At 67.1% G+C, this 21,784-nt stretch carries 17 protein-coding genes; 4 read left to right on the forward strand and 13 right to left on the reverse strand.

Annotation, left to right across the window (positions count from 1 at the left end; all coding sequences use genetic code 11):
* Positions 1–58: 58 nt before the first annotated feature.
* From ASC94_RS10535 to ASC94_RS10560, 6 genes are all read right to left on the reverse strand, one after another.
* Positions 59–1,135, reverse strand: coding sequence for a hypothetical protein (locus ASC94_RS10535; protein ID WP_056394034.1), 1,077 nt, complete (start codon positions 1,133–1,135; stop codon positions 59–61).
* Between the two features lie 172 nt (positions 1,136–1,307).
* Positions 1,308–2,789 carry an efflux transporter outer membrane subunit gene (locus ASC94_RS10540; protein ID WP_082616389.1) on the reverse strand — a complete coding sequence of 494 codons (1,482 nt, stop codon included), beginning with the start codon at positions 2,787–2,789 and terminating at the stop codon, positions 1,308–1,310.
* Positions 2,786–5,932 carry an efflux RND transporter permease subunit gene (locus ASC94_RS10545; RefSeq protein WP_056394036.1) on the reverse strand — a complete coding sequence of 1,049 codons (3,147 nt, stop codon included), beginning with the start codon at positions 5,930–5,932 and terminating at the stop codon, positions 2,786–2,788. The genes ASC94_RS10540 and ASC94_RS10545 overlap by 4 nt, the downstream gene beginning before the upstream one ends.
* 12 nt (positions 5,933–5,944) lie before the next feature.
* Positions 5,945–7,234, reverse strand: a complete 1,290-nt coding sequence (locus tag ASC94_RS10550) for an efflux RND transporter periplasmic adaptor subunit (RefSeq protein WP_056394040.1) — start codon at positions 7,232–7,234, stop codon at positions 5,945–5,947.
* Between the two features lie 192 nt (positions 7,235–7,426).
* Positions 7,427–8,362 carry a transaldolase gene (gene tal, locus ASC94_RS10555; RefSeq protein WP_056394043.1) on the reverse strand — a complete coding sequence of 312 codons (936 nt, stop codon included), beginning with the start codon at positions 8,360–8,362 and terminating at the stop codon, positions 7,427–7,429.
* 97 nt (positions 8,363–8,459) lie between these two features.
* The gene (locus tag ASC94_RS10560; RefSeq protein ID WP_082616390.1) at positions 8,460–9,095 is read right to left on the reverse strand and encodes a PEP-CTERM sorting domain-containing protein; all 636 of its coding nucleotides are present in this window, start codon (positions 9,093–9,095) and stop codon (positions 8,460–8,462) included.
* Between the two features lie 444 nt (positions 9,096–9,539).
* Between ASC94_RS10560 and ASC94_RS10565 the strand changes: the two genes are divergently transcribed.
* Positions 9,540–10,733, forward strand: a complete 1,194-nt coding sequence (locus tag ASC94_RS10565) for an RNA ligase RtcB family protein (protein ID WP_056394049.1) — start codon at positions 9,540–9,542, stop codon at positions 10,731–10,733.
* On the opposite strand, the gene ASC94_RS10570 is transcribed toward ASC94_RS10565, so the two are convergent.
* Complete coding sequence (locus tag ASC94_RS10570) at positions 10,734–11,276, reverse strand: TspO/MBR family protein (RefSeq protein ID WP_056394051.1); 543 nt, start codon at positions 11,274–11,276, stop codon at positions 10,734–10,736.
* A 179-nt stretch (positions 11,277–11,455) separates the two neighbouring features.
* Between ASC94_RS10570 and ASC94_RS10575 the strand changes: the two genes are divergently transcribed.
* Positions 11,456–11,644 (forward strand): hypothetical protein, encoded by a 189-nt coding sequence (locus ASC94_RS10575; protein WP_056394055.1) that lies wholly within the window; start codon positions 11,456–11,458, stop codon positions 11,642–11,644.
* Positions 11,645–11,680: 36 nt separating this feature from the next.
* On the opposite strand, the gene ASC94_RS10580 is transcribed toward ASC94_RS10575, so the two are convergent.
* From ASC94_RS10580 to pgi, 4 genes are all read right to left on the reverse strand, one after another.
* The gene (locus ASC94_RS10580) at positions 11,681–12,535 is read right to left on the reverse strand and encodes an SIS domain-containing protein (protein WP_056394058.1); all 855 of its coding nucleotides are present in this window, start codon (positions 12,533–12,535) and stop codon (positions 11,681–11,683) included.
* Positions 12,536–12,538: 3 nt separating this feature from the next.
* Entirely contained in the window at positions 12,539–14,011 is a 1,473-nt protein-coding gene (gene zwf, locus ASC94_RS10585) for a glucose-6-phosphate dehydrogenase (protein ID WP_056394061.1), read from the reverse strand.
* 167 nt (positions 14,012–14,178) lie between these two features.
* Positions 14,179–15,066 carry an SMP-30/gluconolactonase/LRE family protein gene (locus tag ASC94_RS10590; protein ID WP_056394064.1) on the reverse strand — a complete coding sequence of 296 codons (888 nt, stop codon included), beginning with the start codon at positions 15,064–15,066 and terminating at the stop codon, positions 14,179–14,181.
* A 17-nt stretch (positions 15,067–15,083) separates the two neighbouring features.
* Complete coding sequence (gene pgi, locus ASC94_RS10595) at positions 15,084–16,736, reverse strand: glucose-6-phosphate isomerase (RefSeq protein ID WP_056394068.1); 1,653 nt, start codon at positions 16,734–16,736, stop codon at positions 15,084–15,086.
* A 204-nt stretch (positions 16,737–16,940) separates the two neighbouring features.
* Here pgi and edd point away from each other — a divergent pair, with 204 nt between their 5' ends.
* Entirely contained in the window at positions 16,941–18,857 is a 1,917-nt protein-coding gene (gene edd, locus ASC94_RS10600) for a phosphogluconate dehydratase (RefSeq protein WP_056394073.1), read from the forward strand.
* 2 nt (positions 18,858–18,859) lie between these two features.
* Positions 18,860–19,477, forward strand: coding sequence for a bifunctional 4-hydroxy-2-oxoglutarate aldolase/2-dehydro-3-deoxy-phosphogluconate aldolase (eda, locus tag ASC94_RS10605; RefSeq protein ID WP_200955630.1), 618 nt, complete (start codon positions 18,860–18,862; stop codon positions 19,475–19,477).
* 215 nt (positions 19,478–19,692) lie between these two features.
* Here eda and ASC94_RS10610 read toward each other — a convergent pair whose 3' ends face one another.
* Both ASC94_RS10610 and ASC94_RS10615 read right to left on the reverse strand, forming a co-directional pair.
* Entirely contained in the window at positions 19,693–20,577 is an 885-nt protein-coding gene (locus ASC94_RS10610) for a PEP-CTERM sorting domain-containing protein (protein ID WP_056394078.1), read from the reverse strand.
* Between the two features lie 229 nt (positions 20,578–20,806).
* Entirely contained in the window at positions 20,807–21,784 is a 978-nt protein-coding gene (locus tag ASC94_RS10615) for a sensor domain-containing diguanylate cyclase (RefSeq protein WP_056394081.1), read from the reverse strand.

The raw sequence follows: 21,784 nt of genomic DNA on the forward strand, positions 1-21,784 counted from the left end.
CAGGGGGCAACTGTTGCGCAGGAAGCGGCAGCTTTTTACAACAGCGGGCGTGGCCTTGTCAGAATCCTGATGTTTGCGCCAGGTCCGGCTTGTCGCACCAGCGCGCGAAGGCGTCGGCCATGCGCTCGCTTTCGCCCATGGCGCAGGTCCAGTCGCGGATGCGGGTGTCGTGGTTCTGGCCGTAGAACTTGAAGTCGGCGCGGTCGGGCATTTTCCGGTTCGGCAGCCTGGCCAGAAATTCGGGCGAGGGCGATACCAGGATCACGTTGTCCAGCGCCGCGTCCCGCGCGCGGCGCCAGGGCATGGACTTGTCCAGCCAGCCCGGCACGATGTAGTCGCTGAAGTGCGGATAGAGCACCAGTCCCGGATCGCGCTGGTAGGGCAGGTGCAGGTGGTAGTCGATCAGGCCGCCGTCCCAGTAGGCGCCGCCGGGCGCGCCGGCGATGCCGGATACCGCTTCCAGCACCATGGGGATGGAGCCGGAGGCCAGCAGCGCGTCGCGCAGGTTGTCACCGGACAGGGAAACGAAATGGTTGGCGAAGGCGTCGAATTCCTGGCGCAGCCAGTCCTGGCTGTCGCGCGCGTCGTGGAAGATCACGCGCTCCATGGCGCCGGCCAGGCGGCTGCGCGCGACGGCGTTGCCGGCGGCGGCGCGCAGGAAGCCGGCCAGCTCGCGCCAGCGGCTGCCGGCCGCCTGCGCCAGCGGGCCCACGCCGCGCGCGGTGATGATGGACAGCGCGTAGTGCGGGCTGTTGAGCGCTTCGGCGCCGCGTCCGTCCAGCAGTTCGTCGAGCAGGGCGCGGCAGGTGTTGCTGACGTAGGCCGCGTCCACCTTGGCCGGGTAGCGCTGGTGGGTGTACAGGTGCGCCAGGCGGCGCTGCGCCGCGTCCGCGTCGTTGAACGCGGCGGCAGCCATGCGCCAGGCGCCGATGGACGCGCCGATCAGGCGGCGTTGGCGCGGCGCGCGCGGCAGGAAGTGGCCGAACAGCCAGCGGTCCAGGCCGTGCAGGATCAGGCCTTTCGGCCCGCCGGCCGCGGCCGGGATGATGGCCACGTCGGCCGCCTGCATGCCCTCGGCAGCGATGCGCTGGCGCGCCCGCCGGCCTAGGCGGATGGTGATGGGGGAGGATGTCATGGGATAGTCTACCGTTCGGGTATGCTTGCGTTGGCGGCTTACGCTGCGCTAACCCGCCCTACGGGTTTGGCCGGCGGCGTACGCGTAACCCGCCGTGTCACGGTCCCGGCCGGGCGGCGTATGCGTAGGGCGGGTTAGGTGCGCAGCACCGTAACCCGCCGCGCCGGCGCCGCTACTTCAGCCCGCCTCCCAGCGCGCGGTACAGGTCGATGGCGCTGGTGGTGCGCAGCAGGCGCGCCTGCACCAGCGACTGCTCGGCGCTGAACAGCTCGCGCTGCGCATCGAGCACGTCCAGCGAACTGGCCACGCCGTTCTCGAAGCGCAGCTGCAGCAGCTTCAGGCGGTCCGCCTGCGCATCCTGCACGGCGCGCTGCGCGGCCACCTGGTCGCCCAGGTAGGTGCGCGCGGCCAGCGCGTCCGCCACTTCGCGGAAGGCGGTCTGGATGGTCTTCTCGTAGTCCGCCACGGCGATGTTCTTGCGCACCTCGCTCAGGTTCAGGTTGGCGCGGTTGCGGCCGGCGTCGAAGATCGGCAGCACCAGCTGCGGCACGAAGGACCAGCTGCCGGTGCCGCTGTCGAACAGGCCGGAGAACTCCGGGCTGCTGCTGCCGATGGCGGCCGTCAGGCTGATGCGCGGGAAGAAGGCCGCGCGTGCCGCGCCGATGTTGGCGTTGGCCGCCATCAGGCGCTGCTCGGCGGCGCGGATGTCGGGCCGGCGCGCCAGCAGTTCGGACGGCAGGCCTTCCGGCACGGCGCTCATGGCGTCGATGGCGGCGTCGCTGGCCATGGCGCCGGCGGCGGCACTGTCGGCGGCGGGCGCCTGGCCCACCAGCAAGGTGAGCGCGTTCTCGGCCTGCGCGCGCTGGCGCGCCAGCGTGAGGGCCGCCACGCGCGCCGTTTCCATCAGCGTCTCGTTCGAGCGCAAGTCCAGGCGCGAGGACGCGCCCACATCCACCCGCTGCTGCGTGAGCTTGTAGGTGCGCGCGCGCGCCTCGTAGGTCTGCTGCGCCAGGCGGTACTGCTCGGCGAAGGCGCGTTCGGTGAAGTAGGCTTTCGCCACCTCGGCCACCACGCTGATCTGCGCCGCCTGGCGCGCCTCGTCGCTGGCCAGGTAGGTGGCCAGGGCGGCGTCGTTCAGGCTTTTCACGCGGCCGAAGAAGTCCAGCTCGAAGGAGGAAACCGCCAGGCCCGCGTCGAAGCGGGTGCTGGTGATCTCCTGGCCGGTGGCGGACACGGAGCGCGGCGTGCGGGCGCGGCTGCCGCCCAGCGTGCCGTTCAGGTTGGGCAGGCGGTCGGCCGACTGGATGTTGTAGGCCGCGCGCGCTTCCTCGATGCGCAGCGCCGCCGTGCGCAGGTCGCGGTTGTAGTCCAGCGCCGTGGCGATCAGCTGCTGCAGGCGCGTGTCGGTGAAGAATTCGCGCCAGCCGGTGTCGGTGGCGGGTTTGCCGGCCGGCGCCAGGCCGCCGCTGCCGCCGGCGGCGGGCGGCACGGCCGGGTAGGTCCCCGCCACGGGGGCGTCGGGACGCTGGTAGGCCGGCGCCAGGGAGCAGCCGGACAGCAGCAGCGCCGCCGCTGCGAGCGCAACGGCGCCCGCGGCGGCGCCGCGCGGTGCGCGCCCAGGCGGCGCGCTGTGCTTGTGGTCAGTCTTCATCATACTTTCTTCTCCGGAAGGTCGAGTTCATGCGCGGCCAGGCGGCGCTGGCGTTCGCTTCCCTTGAATATCTTGCGCACCACGACAAAGAACACCGGCACCAGGAACACCGCCAGCACCGTGGCGGTGATCATGCCGCCCATCACGCCGGTGCCGATGGCGCGCTGGCTGGCCGAACCGGCGCCGGTGGCGATCACCAGCGGCAGCACGCCGAGGATGAAGGCCAGCGAGGTCATGATGATGGGGCGGAAGCGCAGGTGCACCGCTTCCAGCGTGGCTTCCACCAGGCCCTTGCCCTGCGCCTGCAGGTCCTTGGCGAACTCGATGATCAGGATCGCGTTCTTGGCCGACAGGCCGATAATCGCGATCAGGCCCACCTTGAAGTACACATCGTTCGGCAGGCCGCGGATGGTGGCGCCCAGCAGCGCGCCCAGCACGCCCAGCGGCACCACCAGCAGCACCGCCACCGGGATCGATTCGCTTTCATACAGCGCGGCCAGCACCAGGAAGGCCGCCAGCATGGACAGCGCGAACAGCGCCGGGGCCTGCGAGCCCGAGGTCTTTTCTTCCAGCGACTGGCCGGTCCATTCGATGCCGAAGCCGGGCGGCAGCTGCTGCGCCAGGCGCTCCAGCTCGGCCATGGCCTCGCCGGTGCTGCGGCCCGGCGCTGCATTGCCGGTCAGCTTGATGGCGGGATAGCCGTTGTAGCGCACCAGCTGCACCGGACCGTTGATCCAGCGCGAGGTGGCGAAGGACGACAGCGGCACCATGGAGCCGGACGCCGAGCGCACGTTCAGGCGCAGCAGGTCTTCCGGCTGCAGGCGCTGCGGCGCGTCGGCCTGCACCACCACGCGCTGCTGGCGCCCGCTGCTGGTGAAGTCGTTCACGTAGCTGGAGCCGAAGGCCACCGACAGCGCGCTGTTGATGTCGGCGAAAGCCACGCCCAGGGCGTTGGCCTTGTCGCGGTCGATGTCGATCTGCAGCTGCGGCGCGTCTTCCAGGCCTTCGGGACGTACGCCGGCCAGGATCTCGCTCTTGCCGGCCATGCCGAGCAGCTGGTTGCGCGCGGCCACCAGCGCCGCGTGGCCTTGCGAGCTGCGGTCCTGCAGGCGCGCCGTGATGCCGGTGGCGTTGCCCAGTTCCCGGATGGGCGGAGGGCTGAGCGGGAAGATGATGGCGTCGGCGATGCCCGACAGCGCGCCGAAAGCGCGGCTGGCGATCTTCTCAGCCGAGTCCTCAGCGCCGCGTTCGCTCCAGTCCTTCAGCGGCACGAACACCAGGCCGGCGTTCTGGCCGTTGCCCGAGAAGCTGAAGCCGGCCACCGCGATGGTGCGCGCCACGCCGGGCTGCTTGGCCATGTATTCCTCCACCTTGCTCAGCACCGCCTCGGTACGGCTCTTGGAGGCGCCTGGCGGCAGCTGCACGTTGGTGATGATGTAGCCCTGGTCCTCGTTCGGCAGGAAGGACGACGGCAAGCGCGCGTACAGCCAGCCCACCACGCCGCAGATCAGCAGGAAGATGATCATGTAGCGCCCGGTGCGGGTGAGGATCCTGGCGATCACGCCCTGGTAGCCGGTGGCGGTTTTGGCGAAGCCGCGGTTGAACCAGCCGAAGAAGCCCTTCTTCTCGTGGTGGTGGCCCGCTTCCACCGGCTTCAGTATGGTGGCGCACAGCGCCGGCGTGAGGGTCAGCGCCATCAGCGCCGAGAACACCATGGACGACACCATGGACAGCGAGAACTGGCGGTAGATGGCGCCCACGGCGCCGCCGAAGAAGGCCATGGGAATGAACACGGCGATCAGCACCAGCGTGATGCCGATGATGGCGCCGGTGATCTGCGACATGGCCTTGCGTGTCGCTTCTCGCGGCGACAGGCCCTCTTCGCTCATGATGCGTTCCACGTTCTCCACCACCACGATGGCGTCGTCGACCAGGATACCGATCGCCAGCACCATGCCGAACATGGTCAGCACGTTGATGGAGAAGCCGGCCAGCTGCATCACGGCGAACGTGCCCAGCAGCGCCACCGGCACCACGATGGTGGGGATCAGGGTGTAGCGGAAGTTCTGCAGGAACACGTACATCACGATGAACACCAGCAGCACCGCCTCCAGCAAGGTCTTGACCACTTCCTCGATGGAGATCTTGACGAACAGCGAGGTGTCGTAGGGCACGGTGTAAGTCAGGCCGGGCGGGAAGAACTTGGACAGTTCTTCCATCTTGTTGCGCACCAGTTCGGCGGTGGCCAGCGCATTGCCGGTCAGCGACTGCTGCACCGCGATGGCGACGAAGGGCTTGCCGTTCAGGCGCGCGCTGATGTTGAAGTTGGCGCCGGCCATTTCAATCCGCGCCACGTCCGCCAGGCGCACGGTGGCGCCGGTGCCGCTGGCGCGCAGCACCACCTTGCCGAATTCCTCGGGCGAGGTGAGCTGGCCCTGCACCACCACGGGCGCGGAGTAGGTCTGGAAACGCGGCGAGGGCATGTCGCCCAGGGTGCCGGCCGTGACCTGCGCGTTCTGCGCGCGGATGGCGGCGGTGACGTCGGCCATGGTCAGCTTGTAGCCCACCAGCTTGGCCGGGTCCACCCACACGCGCATGGCGCGCTCGGTGCCGAACAGCTGGGCCTGGCCCACGCCCGGCAGGCGCTTGATCTCGTTGACCACGTTGCGGGCCAGGTAGTCGCCGATGGCGGCCGGGTCCATCGCGCCGTCGTTGGACGAGGCGCCCACGAACATCAGGATGTTGGAGCGCGCCTTGTTGACCTGCACGCCCTGCTGGGTGACAGCCTGCGGCAGGCGCGATTCCACGCGCTTGATGCGGTTCTGCACGTCCACGGCGGCCAGGTCGGGGTTGGTGCCCGGCAGGAAGGTGACGGTGATGGTGACCGAGCCATTGGCCTCGCTTTGCGATTCGACGTACTGCAAGCCGTCGGCGCCGTTCATTTCCTGTTCGATCACGCTGGTGACCGCGTCGTCCAGCACCTGGGCGGTGGCGCCCGGGTAGTTGGCGGTGATGACGATGGACGGCGGCGCGATGGTGGGGTACTGCGCCACCGGCAGCATGGTAATCGCCAGCGCGCCACCCAGCAGGATGAACAGGGCGATCACCCACGCGAAGACGGGGCGGTCGATGAAGAATTTTGCCATCTGAGCTCCCGGTTACTTGCTGGCGGCAGGCGCGGCTGCGGCCGGGGCGGCAGCGGGGGCCGCCGGGGCGGTCGGAGCAGCAGGGGCAACAGCAGGAGCAGCAGGAGCAGCAGCGGGCGCTCCCGCAGCGGCCGGCGCCTGGGCGCCCGGCGCGGCTTCGACCGGGCCCTTCCACGGTGCCGGCGTGACGGTGCCGCCCGGCTTGGTCTTCTGGAAGCCTTCCACGATCACGCGCTCGCCGCCTTTCAGGCCCGAGCTGACGATCCAGCTGCCGTTCTGCGCCGCGTCGGCCTTCACCGGCACCGCGGTCACCTTGTTGTCGGCGCCCACCACCATCACGGTGGCGCCTTCCGGACCGCGCACCACGGCCTGCTGCGGCACCTGCAGCGCGGCCTCGTTGACCGCCTGCTCCAGGCGGGCACGCACGTACATGCCCGGCAGCAGGGTGCGGTTCGGGTTCGGGAACTCGGCGCGCATGGCCACCGAGCCGGTGGTTTCGTCGACCGCCACGTCCGAGAACAGCAGCTTGCCGTACTGCGGGTACGGCTGGCCGTCTTCCGTCACCAGCGTGACCTTGGCGGCGCCGTTGCCGGCGCCTTTCAGCTTGCCGGCCGCCAGCGCGCGCTGCAGGCGCAGCACTTCGGTGGACGACTGGGTGATGGTCACATAGATCGGGTCGAGCGTCTGCACGGTGGCCATCGGCGTTGCTTCACCCTGGCCCACCAGCGCGCCCTCGGTCACCAGCGCGCGGCCCACGCGGCCGGAGATGGGCGAGGTGACGGTGGCATAGCCCAGTGTCAGGCCGGCGGTGGTGCGGGTGGCGCGCGCGGTGGCCAGGTCGGCGGCGGCCTGCTTCTGGGCCGTGACCGCGTCATCGTATTCCTGGTTGCTGACGGCCTGCGCGGCCAGCAGCGGCTTGTAGCGCTTCACTTTCAGCTCGGCCTGCGCCAGGTTGGCCTCGGCCTTGGCCACGGCAGCTTGCGCGCTGTCGTAGGAGGCCTGGAACTGCGCCGGATCGATGCGGAACAGTACCTCGCCTGCCTTCACGTCCGAGCCTTCCTTGTACACGCGCTGCAGCACGATGCCGGGCGTGCGCGCGCGCACTTGCGCCACGCGCGACGCTTCCAGGCGGCCCGGCAGTTCGGTGCTGAGGGTGACGGTGGCGGGAGCTACGGTGTAGACGGCGACTTGCGGTGGTGGCGGGGCGGAACCGGCCTTGTCATCTTTCTTTCCGCAGGCAGCCAGCAGGCAGAGGGTGACGATGGCGGCGGCGACGGGAGTGCAGCGTGGGACTGATCTCATAGATGTCTCTGGAGGTAATGTTGAGGTTTGCTAGGTGCTTGCCCTTAGTTTGTTATTACAAAGGCAGTGCCGGCCATTGTATATCAGTGTCAAATGTAACGTTTTGTACAGATTTCCGCTCTGAAATTAAAAAAGACCAGGCGCACACGGGTGGGCCTGGCCATTTTTGCGCAGCGGACGGTCAGCGGACGGTCAGCGCATGCCGGAGATGATTTGCTTCAGCTTGCCCGAGTCGGCGCAGAAGGCGCGGATGCCTTCGGCCAGCTTCTCGGTCGCCATCGCGTCCTCGTTCATCATGAAGCGGAAGGTTTTCTCATCCACGGCGATCTTGCCGACGGTGGCGTTGGCGCTGGCGTCCGCGCTCAGCTTGCGCTCCACCGGTGCGCTGGAGTCGGCCAGCGCCTGCAGCAGGTCGGGGCTGATGGTGAGCAGGTCGCAGCCGGCCAGTTCCAGGATCTGGCCGGTGTTGCGGAAGCTCGCGCCCATCACTTCGGTGTCGTAGCCGAACTTGCGGTAGTAGTTGTAGATGCGCTTGACCGACTGTACGCCCGGGTCTTCCGCGCCCACGTAGTCGATGCCGGTGCTCTTCTTGTACCAGTCGTAGATGCGGCCGACGAAGGGCGAAATCAGCTGGGCGCCCGCTTCGGCGCAGGCGATGGCCTGGCTCAGCGAGAACAGCAGCGTCATATTGCAGCGGATGCCTTCTTTTTCCAGGATCTCGGCGGCGCGGATGCCTTCCCAGGTGGAGGCGATCTTGATCAGCACGCGCTCGCGCGGAATGCCGGCCTTCTCATACAGCGCGATCAGCTCGCGGCCCTTGGCCACGTTGCCTTCGGTGTCGAAGGACAGCTTGGCGTCGATCTCGGTGGAGACGCGGCCCGGAATGATCTTCAGGATCTCGGTGCCGAAGGCAATCAGCAGGTGGTCGATGATGTCGCCGGTGGCGGCGTTGGGATTGTCCTGCACCGCCTTTTGCAGCAGCGGCTTGTACTCGTCCTTCTGCACGGCCTTCAGGATCAGCGAGGGATTGGTGGTGGCGTCGCGCGGGGTGTAGGCCTTGATGGACTGGAAGTCGCCGGTGTCGGCAACGACGGTGGTGTATTGCTTGAGCTGTTCGAGTTGGTTCATGGTTGCGCGCAGGGCTGCTGCTGAGGTTGAGGACTGGGTGTCATATTGTACACAATCCCCACCCCGGCAGCAGCCTGCGCGCTTAGCCGCGCTGCGCTTAGCCGCGCTGCTGGCGGCGCTGGCGGCGCTGCGCCAGCAGGGCGCCGGCCAGGCCCAGGCCGAACAGGGCGGCGGTGCCAGGTTCCGGCAGCGCGTTGCCGCTGCCGCCACCGCCACCGCCGCCGGCGCCGCCGGTGTCGGCGAAGGTCAGGGCCACGCGCGCATATTCCAGGCTCAGCGCTTTATTGGCTGGCGAACCCGGGGCGTCGTAGTTCAGTTTCATGGCCAGCGACAGCTGGTTGGTGGCGGACCAGGTGGCGCCCGTGTGGAACAGCGAATACAGGTTGTATTCGGTTTCGATCGGGTTGTTGCCGGAGCCTGCAGTCAGCGCGCCCATCGCGGTATTGTTGACCGAGATGATGTCGTTGCTGCCGGTGGCCTGGCGTGCCGACACGAACAGCTTGGCGGTGGCGATGCTGCTGCCTGGCAGGCTGAAGCTAGGATCGAACAGGAAGGTCCAGTCCAGCACGCCAACGCCGTTGAAGGCATGATTGGCGATGTCGAAGGTCAGCGTCTTCTGGTACGTGGTGCTGCTGGAGGTGGATGCGCTGGTGTAGGCAATCGCGGTGGCGGACGCTGGCACTGCTGCCAACAAGCCAATGGCGGCCAAGATGCTGCTAGTAAGTTTTTTCATAATTCCGTTCCATTAACAGTTGTTGGAGGTACGGAACTATAAGCAACTCCTGTGCCAGGAACTTAATTGCGTTGATATTCATCAAGTTAAGTTCGTTCAGGGAAAAGTGGGGTATGACTACTGTAAAGAAAGCCGACACTCCTGCGAGCAACTTTGTAAAAAAACCCAGACCAGCCGGAAATACGCCGGCGGCACCCCAAGTGTTAAATATTTTTGCTGCGGTGTGTCAAGCTGATGTAAGTGGGGTAATATTGTCTCCCCTTTAACCAGTGCCGCTTTCACCGAAAGGAGTTTTTTATGATTCATGCACAACTCAACACTTTCCTGATGGGCCTGGCATTACTGCGCTTGAAGCACTAGTTTCCAAGCCCGGCGTCCCCGCCAAACGGCGGGAGCCGGCGCTGCCAGCGCCCATTTCCTGAGCATCTCTTATGGAAATACAGAATGGGCAAATACATTCGCGTTGTATCCGACCGCGCCGCCGTGGTCGCGTCGGACAATTTGTGGCTGGAGGATGCTGCGCTGCAGCAACTGGCCATCACCTCCCGTCTGCCCGGCATGCGCCGCGCTGTGGGCCTGCCTGACCTGCACCCCGGGCGCGGTTATCCGGTCGGCGCCGCCTTTTTCTCGGCCGGGCGCTTCTATCCTGCCCTGTGCGGCGGCGATATCGGCTGCGGCGTCGGCCTGTGGCAGACCGACCTGGCCGTCAGCAAGGTCCGTCTGGACAAGCTCGACAAGCAAATCGGCAACCTGGACGCGCCGCCGGACGAGGACGAGCTGGACCGCTTGCAGGCGCACGCGCCCGGGCTGGACGCCGAGCTGGCGGCCCTGGCTGCGCGGCTGCGCCAGGCCGGACTGGAGCCGGGCAGCCTGCGCGCACTGGGCACCATCGGCCTGGGCAACCACTTTGTGGAACTGCAGGCCGTGGTGCAGGTGGACGAGCCAGCGCTGTTCGAGGGGACCGGCCTGGTGGGCCGCGCCTTGCAGCTGGTGGTGCACAGCGGCTCGCGCGGCCTGGGCGGCGCCATCCTGCGCGCCCACGTGGACGCCCACGGCCACGCCGGACTGGCCGAAGGCACGCCGGAAGCGCAGGCCTATCTGCTGCGGCACGATGCCGCGCTGGCGTTCGCCCGGCTCAACCGCAAGCTGATCGCGCTGCGCGTGGCCCTGCGCCTGCGCTGCGAGGCCGAGCCGGTGCTGGACGTGCACCACAACCTGGTGACGCCGGACGTGATCGAGGGCGAGGCGGGCTGGCTGCACCGCAAGGGCGCCAACCCGGCCGATGCGGGGCCGGTGCTGCTGCCGGGCTCGCGCGACGACCACAGCTACCTGATCCGCCCGCTGCCGGTGGCAGACAGCCTCAGCCTGCAATCGCTGGCGCACGGCGCAGGGCGCAAGTGGGCGCGCGGCGACTGCAAGGCCAGGCTGGAGCGCAAAGCCACGCCGGCCCAGATGGCGCGCACCTCGTTCGGCGGGCGCGTGATCTGCGCCGACCGCGCCCTGATCTACGAGGAGGCGCCGCAAGCCTACAAGGATGCCGATTCGGTGCTGGGCAGCATGCTCGATGCCGGCCTGGTGCGCGTGATGGCGAAGAGCCGGCCGGTGCTGACCTACAAGACGCGCGGCGATTGCTGCTGATCAGCCCAGCAGTTGCGGGTTGCGCTGCCAGGTGGCCCAGGTGAGCGCGGTGGCAAAGGACACCCAGGCCAGGTAGGGCAGCAGCAGCGCGGCGGCGAACGGGCGCACGCGGCGGAAGGCGGCGATGGTGGCGGCAATGAGCAGCCACAGCGCCACCACGTCCACGAAGGCCCAGGCGCCCAGCCGCCAGGCGAAGAACAGCCAGCTCCACAGGGCGTTCACGGCCAGCTGCGCGATGAACAGCGCCAGGGTCTTGGGGGCGCTGGCAAAGCCGCGCACGCGCCAGACTTGCCACGCTGCAACGGCCATCAGGAAATACAGCATGGACCATACCGGGCCGAACAGGCGGGCCGGCGGCGCCCAGTCCGGTTTCAGCAGCTGGGCATAGAACTGCGGCGCGTTGGCGGTGGCCAGGCCGCCGGCGGCCGCGGCGGCAAAGGTCAGCAGCAGCCATCCGGCCAGTCCGCGCGCTTCGGCGGCGAAGCGGTTGCGGCTGGCGCTGCGGCTGCGGCGCAGGAAGGGGACGGGATTGCGGATCTGCATGGGCGCTCCTCGGCAGGGCGCGCTGCAAGGGCACAGCACGCGTTGCGACTATAGCAGCGCCCGGCGCGGCGCGGAGGCCGGCTGCGCAGCAGGACGTGGGCGCTTGTGTGAAGTGGCGTGCAGATGGCGGCCGGCGCAGGCGCTAGGCTGGCCCTCACCACTTTCCAATGGAGGCAGCCATGAGCAATACGCAACCGCAGGACAAGGGCCAGGACATCAATCCCGGCGACGAGGCCGCGCCCGGCACGCCGGGCACGGGCGAGGACGTTTGCCCGTCCTGCAAGGGCACGGGCCGGCTTGCCAGCGGTCAGCCCTGTGCCGTCTGCGGCGGCAGCGGCAAGATTACCGAAGGGATAGGCGGCGGCTGACGCGGGGCAGCTGAAGCCGGGCTATCGCCGCCCGGCTCAGCCGATGAAGGAGTCGAACTGCAGGTCGAATTCCTGCAGCGCCTTCTGCGCGTTCTGCATTTTCTTGCGGAATTCCGGACCGCGCTGCAGGGCCAGGCCCACGGCCAGCACGTCGATCACCACCAGGTAGGCCAGGCGCGCCGAGATCGGCGTGTAGGGGTCGATATTGAAGATCAGGTCGATCGGGATCAGCACAGTGGCCAGTTCGGCCAGCGGGGTGCCGGACGGCGCCAGCACGATCACGTCCGCGCCGCCGCGCCGGGCCAGCTTCACCGAGCGCACCAGCGCCGGGCTGTTGCCGCGCTGGGAAATGGCCACCAGCGCGTCGCCGGTGCGCAGCAGGGCGGCGGCGATGCTGTGGATGGACGGGTCGGCGTAGGCCACGGTGGGCACGCCCGAGCGGAAGAACTTGTGCTGCGCGTCCGCTGCCACGATGCCGGAGGTGCCCTGGCCGTAGAACTCGATCTTGTTGGCGCGCTTGAGGATGTCGAGCGCCTGCTGGATGGCTTCCGGCTTGAGGTTGTTGCGCAGGTCCAACAGGGTGTTGATGGAGCGGCTGCAGATCTTGTTGACCAGGTCCGCCGCCAGGTCGTCCTGGGCCGGCTGCTCGTTCAGGCCGGGCAGGGCCAGGGCCAGGCCCTGCGCCAGCTTGAGCTTGAATTCGTGCCAGCCGTCGTAGCCCAGGGTGCGGCAAAAGCGCACCACGGTCGGCTCGGACACCTGCGCGGCGCGCGCCAGCGCCGTGATGTTCTGGTCGACGATCAGGTCCGGATGGTCCAGCACCGCGAGCGCGACCTTGCGCTCCGATTTGGAGAGCGAGTCGAGCTGGGTGCGGATGGAGTCGAGCAGCACGGCTTAGTCTTCCGGGAGAGCTTCTTCGCGCCACTGCAGGCCGTCGCGGCCGATCAGTGCGCTGGCGGCGGCCGGGCCCCAGGTGCCGGAGGCATACGGCGTGGGTGCCGATTCATCCTGCTCCCAGTGGTTCAGGATGGGCTCCACCCATTCCCACGCCGCTTCCAGTTCGTCGCCGCGCATGAACAGGGTCAGCTGGCCGCGCAGCACGTCCAGCAGCAGGCGCTCGTAGGCGTCCATGCGGGGCGACTTGAAGGTTTCGCGGAAGTCCAGTTCCAGCTCGGCCGGTTTCAGGCGCATGCCTTCGCCCGGCGTTTTCGCCATCAGGTTCATGCGCAGGCCTTCATCCGGCTGCAGGCGGATCACCAGGCAGTTGGGCTGGAAGCTGTTGGTCGGCTGGTTGAAGATGGAGTGCGGGATCTGCTTGAAGCGCACCACGATCTCGGCCAGCGAATCGGCCATGCGCTTGCCGGTGCGCAGGTAGAACGGCACGCCGGCCCAGCGCCAGGTGTCGATTTCCGCCTTCATGGCGACAAAGGTTTCGGTGCGCGATTTCTGCGGCGCGTCCGGCTCGTCGCGGTAGCCCGGCACGGGCTGGCCGTCCACGTGGCCGGCGCGGTACTGGCCGCGCACGATATTCTGCGCCAGGGTGGCCGGCGTGAATTTCTTCAGCGAGCGCAGCACCTGCAGCTTTTCGTCGCGCACGGCGTCCGGCGCGATCGAGGTGGGCGGCTCCATGGCCACGATGCACAGCAGCTGCAGCAGGTGGTTCTGCAGCATGTCGCGCAGCGCGCCCGAGGTGTCGTAGTAGCCGATACGGTTGCCCACGCCGAGCTTCTCGGCGATGGTGATCTGCACGTCCGAGATCCATTCGCGGCGCCACAGCGGCTCGAACAGGATGTTACCGAAGCGCAGGGCCAGCAGGTTCTGCACGGTTTCCTTGCCCAGGTAGTGGTCGATGCGGTAGATCTGCGATTCCTCGAACACCTGGCCCACTTCGGCGTTGATCTGCTTGGCCGAGGCCAGGTCGCGGCCCAGCGGCTTTTCCAGCACCACGCGGGAGTTCTTGGTGACCAGGCCGTTGTCCTTCAGGTTGTCGCAGATCTGCGAGAAGATGGCCGGCGGCGTGGCCAGGTAGTAGACGCGCGTGATGGCCTGGTCCTCGCGCAGCGCCTGCACCAGCGCGCCGTAGGTGCCGGCGTCGGTGGCGTTCAGGGACACGTAGACGATGCGGGCGGTGAAGCGCGCCCATGCTTCCGGCGTAACCTCCGGCGCCTTGATCAGCGGCTTGGAGGTGGTGTTGACCACGTTGATGAACTCTTCCTGGCTGGATTCCTGGCGGCCCACGCAGATGATGCGCGCGGTCGGCGGCAGGTCGCCGCACACGTCGCGGGAGTACATCGCGGGCAGAAGTTTACGCATCGACAGGTCGCCGCTGCCGCCAAACAGAACCAGGTCAAAATCGGAAAGAGCCATAATATTTTATGTGATCGCAAGAGTTGTGCTGCAGGTTGTGAAAATTTACTACACAAAAAACGATAAATCAAGAAAATTTACTACATTCATTGCCGGCCGGCCGGCTGTGGCGCGGCGGGTTACGCGCTGTGCGCTAACCCGCCCTACGCAGCTATGCAGCTATGCAGCTATGCAGCATAGGCGGGGGCGGGCAGGCCGGGCACGGTCATCCGCACCTGCAGCACGCGGCCGCTGAGCGGGTGCTGCGCCAGTTCTTCCGCCGGGCGCTTGCTGGCGCTGGTGATGTAGAGCGTTTTCAGGTCGGCGCCGCCGAAGGCCACCATGGTCGGGCAGCGCACCGGCAGCGCGATTTCGTCCAGCAGCGCGCCGGACGGCGACAACTTGACGATGCGTGCACCTTCGAACATGGCCACCCAGTAGTTGCCTTCGCTGTCCACCGCCGCGCCGTCGGGACGGCCGCCGTAGTTGTTGGCCTTGTCGGCCGAGAACTGGTGCAGCACCTGCGGGTTGGACGGGGTGCCGCTTTCGAGGTCGTAGTCATAGCGCGTGACGCGGTGCGCGGCGGTGTCGGCGTGGTACATGACGCGGCCATCCGGGCTGAAGGCCAGGCCGTTGGAGTTGGTCATGCCGCCGGACCAGGCGGTGCGCACCGCGCCGCGTTCCAGCACGAACATTTCGGCGGCCTGCTTGTCGCGCGGTTCGTAGATGGTGCCGACCCAGAAGCGGCCCGCCGCGTCGACCTTGCCGTCGTTGAAGCGGGTGGTGGCCGTGTCGTAGGGCGCCGGTGCGATGGCACCCAGCGTGCCGTCTGCGGTATCCAGGTGCATGAAGCCGGCGCGCGTGGCCACCGCCAGGCCGCCGCCGGCGGCGATGGCCAGCGCGGAAGGCTCGCTGGCCATGGGCCACTTGCGGTGCTCTTCGGTGGCCGGCTTCAGGCTGTGGATGGCGAAGCCTTCGATGTCCACCCAGTACAGGGTCTGTTCGCCGTGATGCCAGAGCGGGCTTTCGCCCACCAGCATGGTGTCGGCGCTGAACGGTTCAATGTGGTGGGTCATGGGATTAACGCAGGGGATCAACGCAGGTTTTGCGCGGCTTTGGCCAGCGCGATCAGGCCGTTGGTGGAGCTGTCGTGGCGCGCAGGCTGCGCTTCCCCGGTCAGCTCGGACTGGATGTTCTTGGCCAGCACCTTGCCCAGTTCTACGCCCCATTGGTCGAAGCTGTTCACGTCCCACAGCACGCCCTGCACAAAGGTCTTGTGCTCGTACAGCGCGATCAGCGCGCCCAGCGCGGCGGGGCTCAGCACGTCCACCAGGATGGTGTTGGACGGCCGGTTGCCGGGGAAGGTCTTGTGCGGCGCCAGCTCGTCGATCTGCTCGGGGCGCATGCCTTGCGCTTTCAGTTCGGCGCGCACTTCGTCTTCGGTCTTGCCGGTCATGAAGGCTTCCGACTGGGCAAAGCAGTTGGCCAGCAGCGCGTCGTGGTGGTCGGGCAGGTCGTGCGTCGGGCGCAGCGCGGCGATGAAGTCCATCGGCACGATGTCGGTGCCCTGGTGCAGCAGCTGGAAGTAGGCGTGCTGTGCGTTGGTGCCGCATTCGCCCCAGACCACCGGGCAGGTCGGTGTATCCAGCGCGGCGCCGTTGCGGGTGACGCGCTTGCCGTTGCTTTCCATGTCGAGCTGCTGCAAATAGGCCGGGAAGCGGTTCAGGTCCTGGTGGTAGGGTGCGATGGAGAGCGAGGCGCAGCCCAGGAACTGGCGGTTCCAGAAGCCGATCAGTGCCAGCAGCACCGGCAGGTTCTGGTCCAGCGGCGCGGTGCGGAAATGTTCGTCCAGCTCATGCGCGCCGGCCAGGAAATCGCTGAAGTAGCCGAAGCCGACGGCCAGCGCCACCGGCAGGCCGATGGCAGACCACACGGAGTAGCGGCCGCCCACCCAGTCCCAGAACGGGAACATGTTCTCGGCGTCGATGCCGAAGGCGGTGACGGCCTGGGTGTTGGTGGACACGGCCACGAAGTGCTTGGCCAGCGCCGCCTCGGTGCCATGGCGCAGGAACCAGCTGCGCGCGGTCTGCGCGTTGAGCATGGTCTCGGCGGTGGTGAAGGTCTTGGAGGCGACGATGAACAGGGTGCTGTCCGGGTCCACCTGCGCCAGGGTGGCTTCCATATCGTGGCCGTCCACGTTGGACACGAAGTGCATCTTCAGGCGCGGGTGCGAATACGAGCGCAGCGCCAGGCAGGCCATTTTCGGACCCAGGTCCGAGCCGCCGATGCCGATGTTGACGATGTCGGTGATGGCCTTGCCGTTGTGGCCCAGCCAGGAACCGTTGCGCACCTTGTCGGTGAACACGCGGATGCGGTCCAGCACCGCGTGCACGTCGGCCGCCACGTCCTGGCCGGCCACCGTCAAAGCCTTGCCGCGCGGCATACGCAGCGCGGTATGCAGTACGGCGCGGCCTTCGGTAGTATTGATTTTTTCCCCGGCGAACATCGCGTCGCGGCGTTGCTCCACCCCGCGCGTGCGGGCCAGGTTGGCCAGCAGGGCGATCGTGTCGGCGGTCAGGCGGTTCTTCGAATAGTCGAGATACAGACCGGCGGCGTCCAGCGACATGGTGTCGAAGCGTTTCGGGTCGGCTGCGAACAGCTGGCGCAGGCTCTGGTCCTGGATGTCGATGTAGTGGGCGGCGAGGGCCTGGTAGGCGGCGGTGGTGGTGAGGGCGGGCTGGCGCATAATGTGTCGGCTCTGGTTTGGGGGATATTGTCCATAATACAGGAAAAACAGGTAAATTCACTACAAATGTTCAATAGGACGGGCTCCGGAGGGCGATCCGGACCCCGGCGCGGGGCCCGCCGAATCCGCATTCCGATAAGAAAGGGCGTGCGCGCGGCCGATTTTGTAGTAAAATTTCACGCAATTACTTCATAAGGAACCATCATGGCGGTGCATCCTGTACTTGAAACCGTAACTGCACGGATTATCCAGCGCTCCCGGCCTTCGCGCGGCGCTTACCTGGCCCACCTGGAGGCGGCGCGCGTGAAAGGGCCGCAGCGCGGCGTGCTGGCCTGTACCAACCTGGCGCACGGATTCGCCGCCTTCCCGCCGAACGACAAGCTGGCGCTGAAAGAGCTGAAAAAGCCCAGCGTGGCCATCGTTTCCGCCTACAACGACATGCTGTCCGCGCACCAGCCCTTCGAGGGCTTCCCGGCCATCATCAAGGATGCCGTGCGCAAGGAAGGCGCGGTGGCGCAATTTGCCGGCGGCGTGCCCGCCATGTGCGACGGCGTGACCCAGGGCCAGCCCGGCATGGAGCTGTCGCTGTTCTCGCGCGACGCCATCGCCATGGCGACCGGCATTGCGCTGTCCCATAACATGTTCGACTCCGCCGTCTACCTGGGCGTGTGCGACAAGATCGTGCCGGGCCTGCTGATCGGCGCGCTGCACTTCGGCCACCTGCCCGCGGTGTTCGTGCCGGCCGGCCCGATGACCACCGGCCTGTCCAACAAGGAAAAAGCGTCCATCCGCCAGCGCTACGCGCAAGGCAAGGCGACCCGCGACGAGCTGCTGGAAGGCGAGTCCCAGTCCTACCACGGCGCCGGCACCTGCACCTTCTACGGCACCGCCAACAGCAATCAGATGCTGATGGAGGTGATGGGCCTGCACCTGCCGGGCGCCGCTTTCATCACGCCGGGCACCCCGCTGCGCGACGCGCTCACCGCCGCCGCCGCGCGGCGCGCCGCGCAGATCACGGAGCAGGGCGAGTACCTGCCGGTGGGCCGCATCGTCGACGAGAAATGCATCGTCAACGCCGTGGTGGGCCTGCTGGCCACAGGCGGCTCCACCAACCACACGCTGCACCTGGTGGCCATCGCCAAGGCGGCCGGCATCGTGATCGACTGGAACGACTTCGACGAGCTGTCCAACGTGGTGCCGCTGCTCACCCGCATCTACCCGAACGGCGATGCCGACGTGAACCACTTCCACGCCGCCGGCGGCACCGGCTTCGTGATCCGCGAGCTGCTGGACGCTGGCCTGCTGCACGACGACGTGACCACCATCCTGGGCAAGGGCCTGCGCGCGCACTGCACCGAGCCGTTCCTGAACGAAGCCAGCGACGGCGTGGTCTGGAAAGCCGCCGTGGCCGAATCGGGCGACGAGAAAGTGCTGCGCAAGCACACCAATCCGTTCTCGCCCGACGGCGGCATGGTGCTGGTGCAGGGCAACCTGGGCCGCGCCGTGATGAAGGTGTCGGCCGTGAAGGAAGAGCACCGCACGGTGGAAGCGCCGGCGCTGGTATTCAACTCGCAGGAAGAATTCATGGCCGACTACAAGGCCGGCAAGCTGGACCGCGACTTCGTGGCCGTGCTGCGCTTCCAGGGCCCGCGCGCCAACGGCATGCCGGAACTGCACGCGCTGACCCCGGCGCTGGCCAACTTGCAGGACGCCGGGCGCAAGGTGGCGCTGGTGACGGACGGCCGCATGTCCGGCGCCTCCGGCAAGGTGCCGGCGGCGATCCACGTGTCGCCCGAAATCCTGGCCGGCGGTCCGCTCGGCCTGGTGCGCGACGGCGACATCATCCGCGTGGACGCCTTCACCGGCACGCTGGAAGCGCTGGTGCCGAGCGACGTGTGGCACGCGCGTTCGCTGGCCACGGCCGACCTGTCGCCGAACGGCGTGGGCATGGGCCGCGAGCTGTTCGCCATGTTCCGCAACAGCGTGTGCGAAGCGGAAAAGGGCGCCACCACGTTCTCGCTGCCGTCGCCCATCCCGACCACTGTCTCCCTGCATGACGGCAACACGGTGGGCAATACCGTGCCCGGCTCCGATGAAGATTTCTCGATGAAGAAGGACTGACCATGACTCTGCTGGACATAATGCGCACCTCCGCCGTGATCCCCGTGATTGCGATCGACGATCCCGAGCACGCCGTGCCGTTGGCCAAGGCGCTGGTGGCAGGCGGCATCCGCGTGCTGGAAGTGACCCTGCGCACCAAGCACGGCCTGGGCGCGATCAAGGCCATGTCGGCAGTGGAAGGCGCCATTGTCGGCGTCGGCACCCTGACCCAGCCGGAGGAATTCGCCGCCGCGCGCGACGCGGGCGCGGTGTTCGGCGTGTCGCCGGGCCTGACGCCGGCGCTGATCGCCGCCGCCAGGAGCAGCGGCCTGCCGCTGCTGCCGGGCGTGATGACGCCGTCCGAAGTGATGGCAGCGCGCGAGCAGGGCTTCCAGCAGCTCAAGCTGTTCCCTGCGGTGCCAGCGGGCGGCGTGGGCATGCTGAACGCGCTGGCCGGTCCGCTGGGCGACATCACCTTCTGCCCGACCGGCGGCATCTCCATCGAGACCGCGCCGCAGTTCCTGAAGCTGAAGAACGTGGCCTGCGTGGGCGGCTCCTGGCTCACGCCGAAGGACCTGATGCAAGCCGGCGACTGGGACGGCATCACCGCCCTGGCGAAAGCCGCCAGCGCGCTGCGCTAAGTTCCCCCGATGGCCTGCGCCGGATCTTCCTGTCCGGCCGGGCCATCGCCGCACGAGACTGCCAACGCCGTCTGCGCCTTGGCCGGCAATCCATGCCGGCGCGCATGTCGGTCATGCCCGCAGCCGGCCAAATCTTGGTGCGTTTCAGACGCCGGCTTCTTGTCTGCGGTTCCCGAGCTACGGAAGGCTGGTTTTGGCCTTCCAGTAATTACGTCTTATTGCTCTGTGCGCTGGCGCGAACGGCGTCTGTGCAGAGCCATGATGCCGAGCCCCAGTGCGCACATGATCGATGTCGCTGGCTCGGGCACGGCGCTGGGAAGAAAAGATTGACGGTAGTCGATCCCGGAGTCGGAAGTCAACGCGTAGTCCAAAACCCGGTCGTTTTGGGTGGTGAAAATCGAGTCAATACCGCCCCAGTAGGCCGATTTGTCGGCAAAAACGGCGGCCATGCTCTCGCCCGTTACCCCGTACGCCGAAGTCTGGGTGTCGAGCGCCAGGCCGAGGGAAAATGCAACGCCGAACCGGAAGTCGGCTCGCACAGCGAAGGATGCTGGCGTCGAAAACAGCAGATCCCTGCCGTTTGACGCCGTGGTGCTGATGGTGTGGGAGTTATTCAGTGGATTGCTGGCGTCAACGGAATGTTCTTCAAATGAAGTGCCTGCAGCGCCATTGAAATTGAGTGTGATGTTCGCGTAAGAGGCCGCATTCCCTGAAACATTCTGCTGCCAGTTGTAATAGACAATGATATCGGCAAACCCCGTTTCGCCCTCATGACCCGCGAAATTGATCACCACGTTGTCCTGAAACGAGGCGCGGGAATAAGCGAAAGAAGTCACCGGCCAGCCAGCTGCAGCATTGGTTCGGCCCTTCAAGATGCCGTATTCAGAAAAGGCGTAGGTGCTACCCGATGCGGGGCCATCTGAAAAAGCAAGTGAGGCGGCGTGTGACACGGGGCTACGCGTGGCATTTTCGGCGGCTACCTCGCCTGCAGGATCAGTTTTAATGTAGCTGTAGCCTACCAGCGCGGCTTCCTGGCACATCGCGCTTCCGCTCAGCGCTGCCACTCCAAGCAATGCCAGTGCTCTTGTCAGCTTCTGCATGTCGTTTCCTTCCGCTGAGGTGACGAGAAATGTCCCGAGCAATTGCAAGCAAACGTCATGCCCAAGACAGAAGCCATTGATTGTATTGATAATTTGTTTGAGTCAATCAAGCGACTGTAAGGTTTGCCGACACGGCGAAAAAAACCTTTTTGCGGCGTGATCGCCTTTGCGGCTTAGTTCCGCCGCCGAGCGTGCTATGGCGGTCTAGCCTTCGCCGGCCCGGCACACCTCAACGATCGCACACCTCGTGCTGGTGCGCGGCCACGCGGTTGCGGCCGGCGTGCTTGGCGGCGTACAGCGCCCGGTCGGCGGCGCCGATCAGGGCCGGCACGTCGAATGGCTGCTGCGGGCTGAGCGTGGCCAGGCCGACGCTGACCGTGACGTGCTGGCGGCCTTCGGCCGCGCAGCGGTGCTCGATGGCCAAGGCCAGCACGCGCTGGCGCAATGCCTCGGCCATCAGCATGGCCTGGTCCGCATCGGTGTCCGGCAGGATGATGGCGAACTCCTCGCCGCCGTAGCGTGCCAGCAGATCGGTGGAGCGGTGCAGCATGGCCGCCAGCGCGGCCGAGACCTGGATCAGGCACTGGTCGCCCTGCTGGTGGCCGTAATGGTCGTTGTAGGCCTTGAAGCAGTCGATGTCGATCATCAGCAGCGACAGGCTGGCGTTGTTGCGCTTGGCGCGCCGCTGTTCCTTGTCGATGGCGACGTCGAAATGGCGGCGGTTGGCCACGCCGGTCAGGCCGTCGGAGAAGGTCTGCGAGCGCAGCACCATGGCCTGCTCGCGCAGCACCTTTTCGCGGTTGGCGGCTATGCTCACGTCGGTGATCTGGATCAGGCAGTGGCGCTCGGCGCCGGCCAGCGCCACCGGCGTGACCGCGATGGCCTGCTGCAGCCGTTCGCCGCGCGCGGCGGCCGCGTGGTCCGCGTGCAGCGGGAAGGGCGACTTGTTGAGCGTCTGCGACAGCAGCGAGGGGAAGTTGCTGGCCAGCGCCTGCTGGATCGCCATGCCGATGCGCTGGCTGCGCATTTCCGGGAACAGCGCGTAGAAGTCGCGGCACAGCACGTCGCCGGCCGGCATGGCCGAGTATTGTTCCATCCAGCGGTTCCACAGCACGATGCGGCCGGCGCCGTCCAGCACGATGGCGCCGACGTGGACGGCACCCAGCACGCTTTCCAGCAGGCCGAGGCGGTTTGCTTCCAGATCCAT

Origin of the sequence: Massilia sp. Root418, from assembly GCF_001425265.1 — a bacterium.
Taxonomy (GTDB): domain Bacteria; phylum Pseudomonadota; class Gammaproteobacteria; order Burkholderiales; family Burkholderiaceae_D; genus Rugamonas.

Bases quoted from the DNA above. Each gene is read 5' to 3' on its own strand.
- ASC94_RS10535 (WP_056394034.1), bottom strand. From the start codon at position 1,135: ATGACATCCTCCCCCATCACCATCCGCCTAGGCCGGCGGGCGCGCCAG.
- ASC94_RS10540 (WP_082616389.1), bottom strand. From the start codon at position 2,789: ATGATGAAGACTGACCACAAGCACAGCGCGCCGCCTGGGCGCGCACCG.
- ASC94_RS10545 (WP_056394036.1), bottom strand. From the start codon at position 5,932: ATGGCAAAATTCTTCATCGACCGCCCCGTCTTCGCGTGGGTGATCGCC.
- ASC94_RS10550 (WP_056394040.1), bottom strand. From the start codon at position 7,234: ATGAGATCAGTCCCACGCTGCACTCCCGTCGCCGCCGCCATCGTCACC.
- tal (WP_056394043.1), bottom strand. From the start codon at position 8,362: ATGAACCAACTCGAACAGCTCAAGCAATACACCACCGTCGTTGCCGAC.
- ASC94_RS10560 (WP_082616390.1), bottom strand. From the start codon at position 9,095: ATGAAAAAACTTACTAGCAGCATCTTGGCCGCCATTGGCTTGTTGGCA.
- ASC94_RS10565 (WP_056394049.1), top strand. From the start codon at position 9,540: ATGGGCAAATACATTCGCGTTGTATCCGACCGCGCCGCCGTGGTCGCG.
- ASC94_RS10570 (WP_056394051.1), bottom strand. From the start codon at position 11,276: ATGCAGATCCGCAATCCCGTCCCCTTCCTGCGCCGCAGCCGCAGCGCC.
- ASC94_RS10575 (WP_056394055.1), top strand. From the start codon at position 11,456: ATGAGCAATACGCAACCGCAGGACAAGGGCCAGGACATCAATCCCGGC.
- zwf (WP_056394061.1), bottom strand. From the start codon at position 14,011: ATGGCTCTTTCCGATTTTGACCTGGTTCTGTTTGGCGGCAGCGGCGAC.
- ASC94_RS10590 (WP_056394064.1), bottom strand. From the start codon at position 15,066: ATGACCCACCACATTGAACCGTTCAGCGCCGACACCATGCTGGTGGGC.
- pgi (WP_056394068.1), bottom strand. From the start codon at position 16,736: ATGCGCCAGCCCGCCCTCACCACCACCGCCGCCTACCAGGCCCTCGCC.
- edd (WP_056394073.1), top strand. From the start codon at position 16,941: ATGGCGGTGCATCCTGTACTTGAAACCGTAACTGCACGGATTATCCAG.
- eda (WP_200955630.1), top strand. From the start codon at position 18,860: ATGACTCTGCTGGACATAATGCGCACCTCCGCCGTGATCCCCGTGATT.
- ASC94_RS10610 (WP_056394078.1), bottom strand. From the start codon at position 20,577: ATGCAGAAGCTGACAAGAGCACTGGCATTGCTTGGAGTGGCAGCGCTG.
- ASC94_RS10615 (WP_056394081.1), bottom strand. From the start codon at position 21,784: ATGGATCTGGAAGCAAACCGCCTCGGCCTGCTGGAAAGCGTGCTGGGT.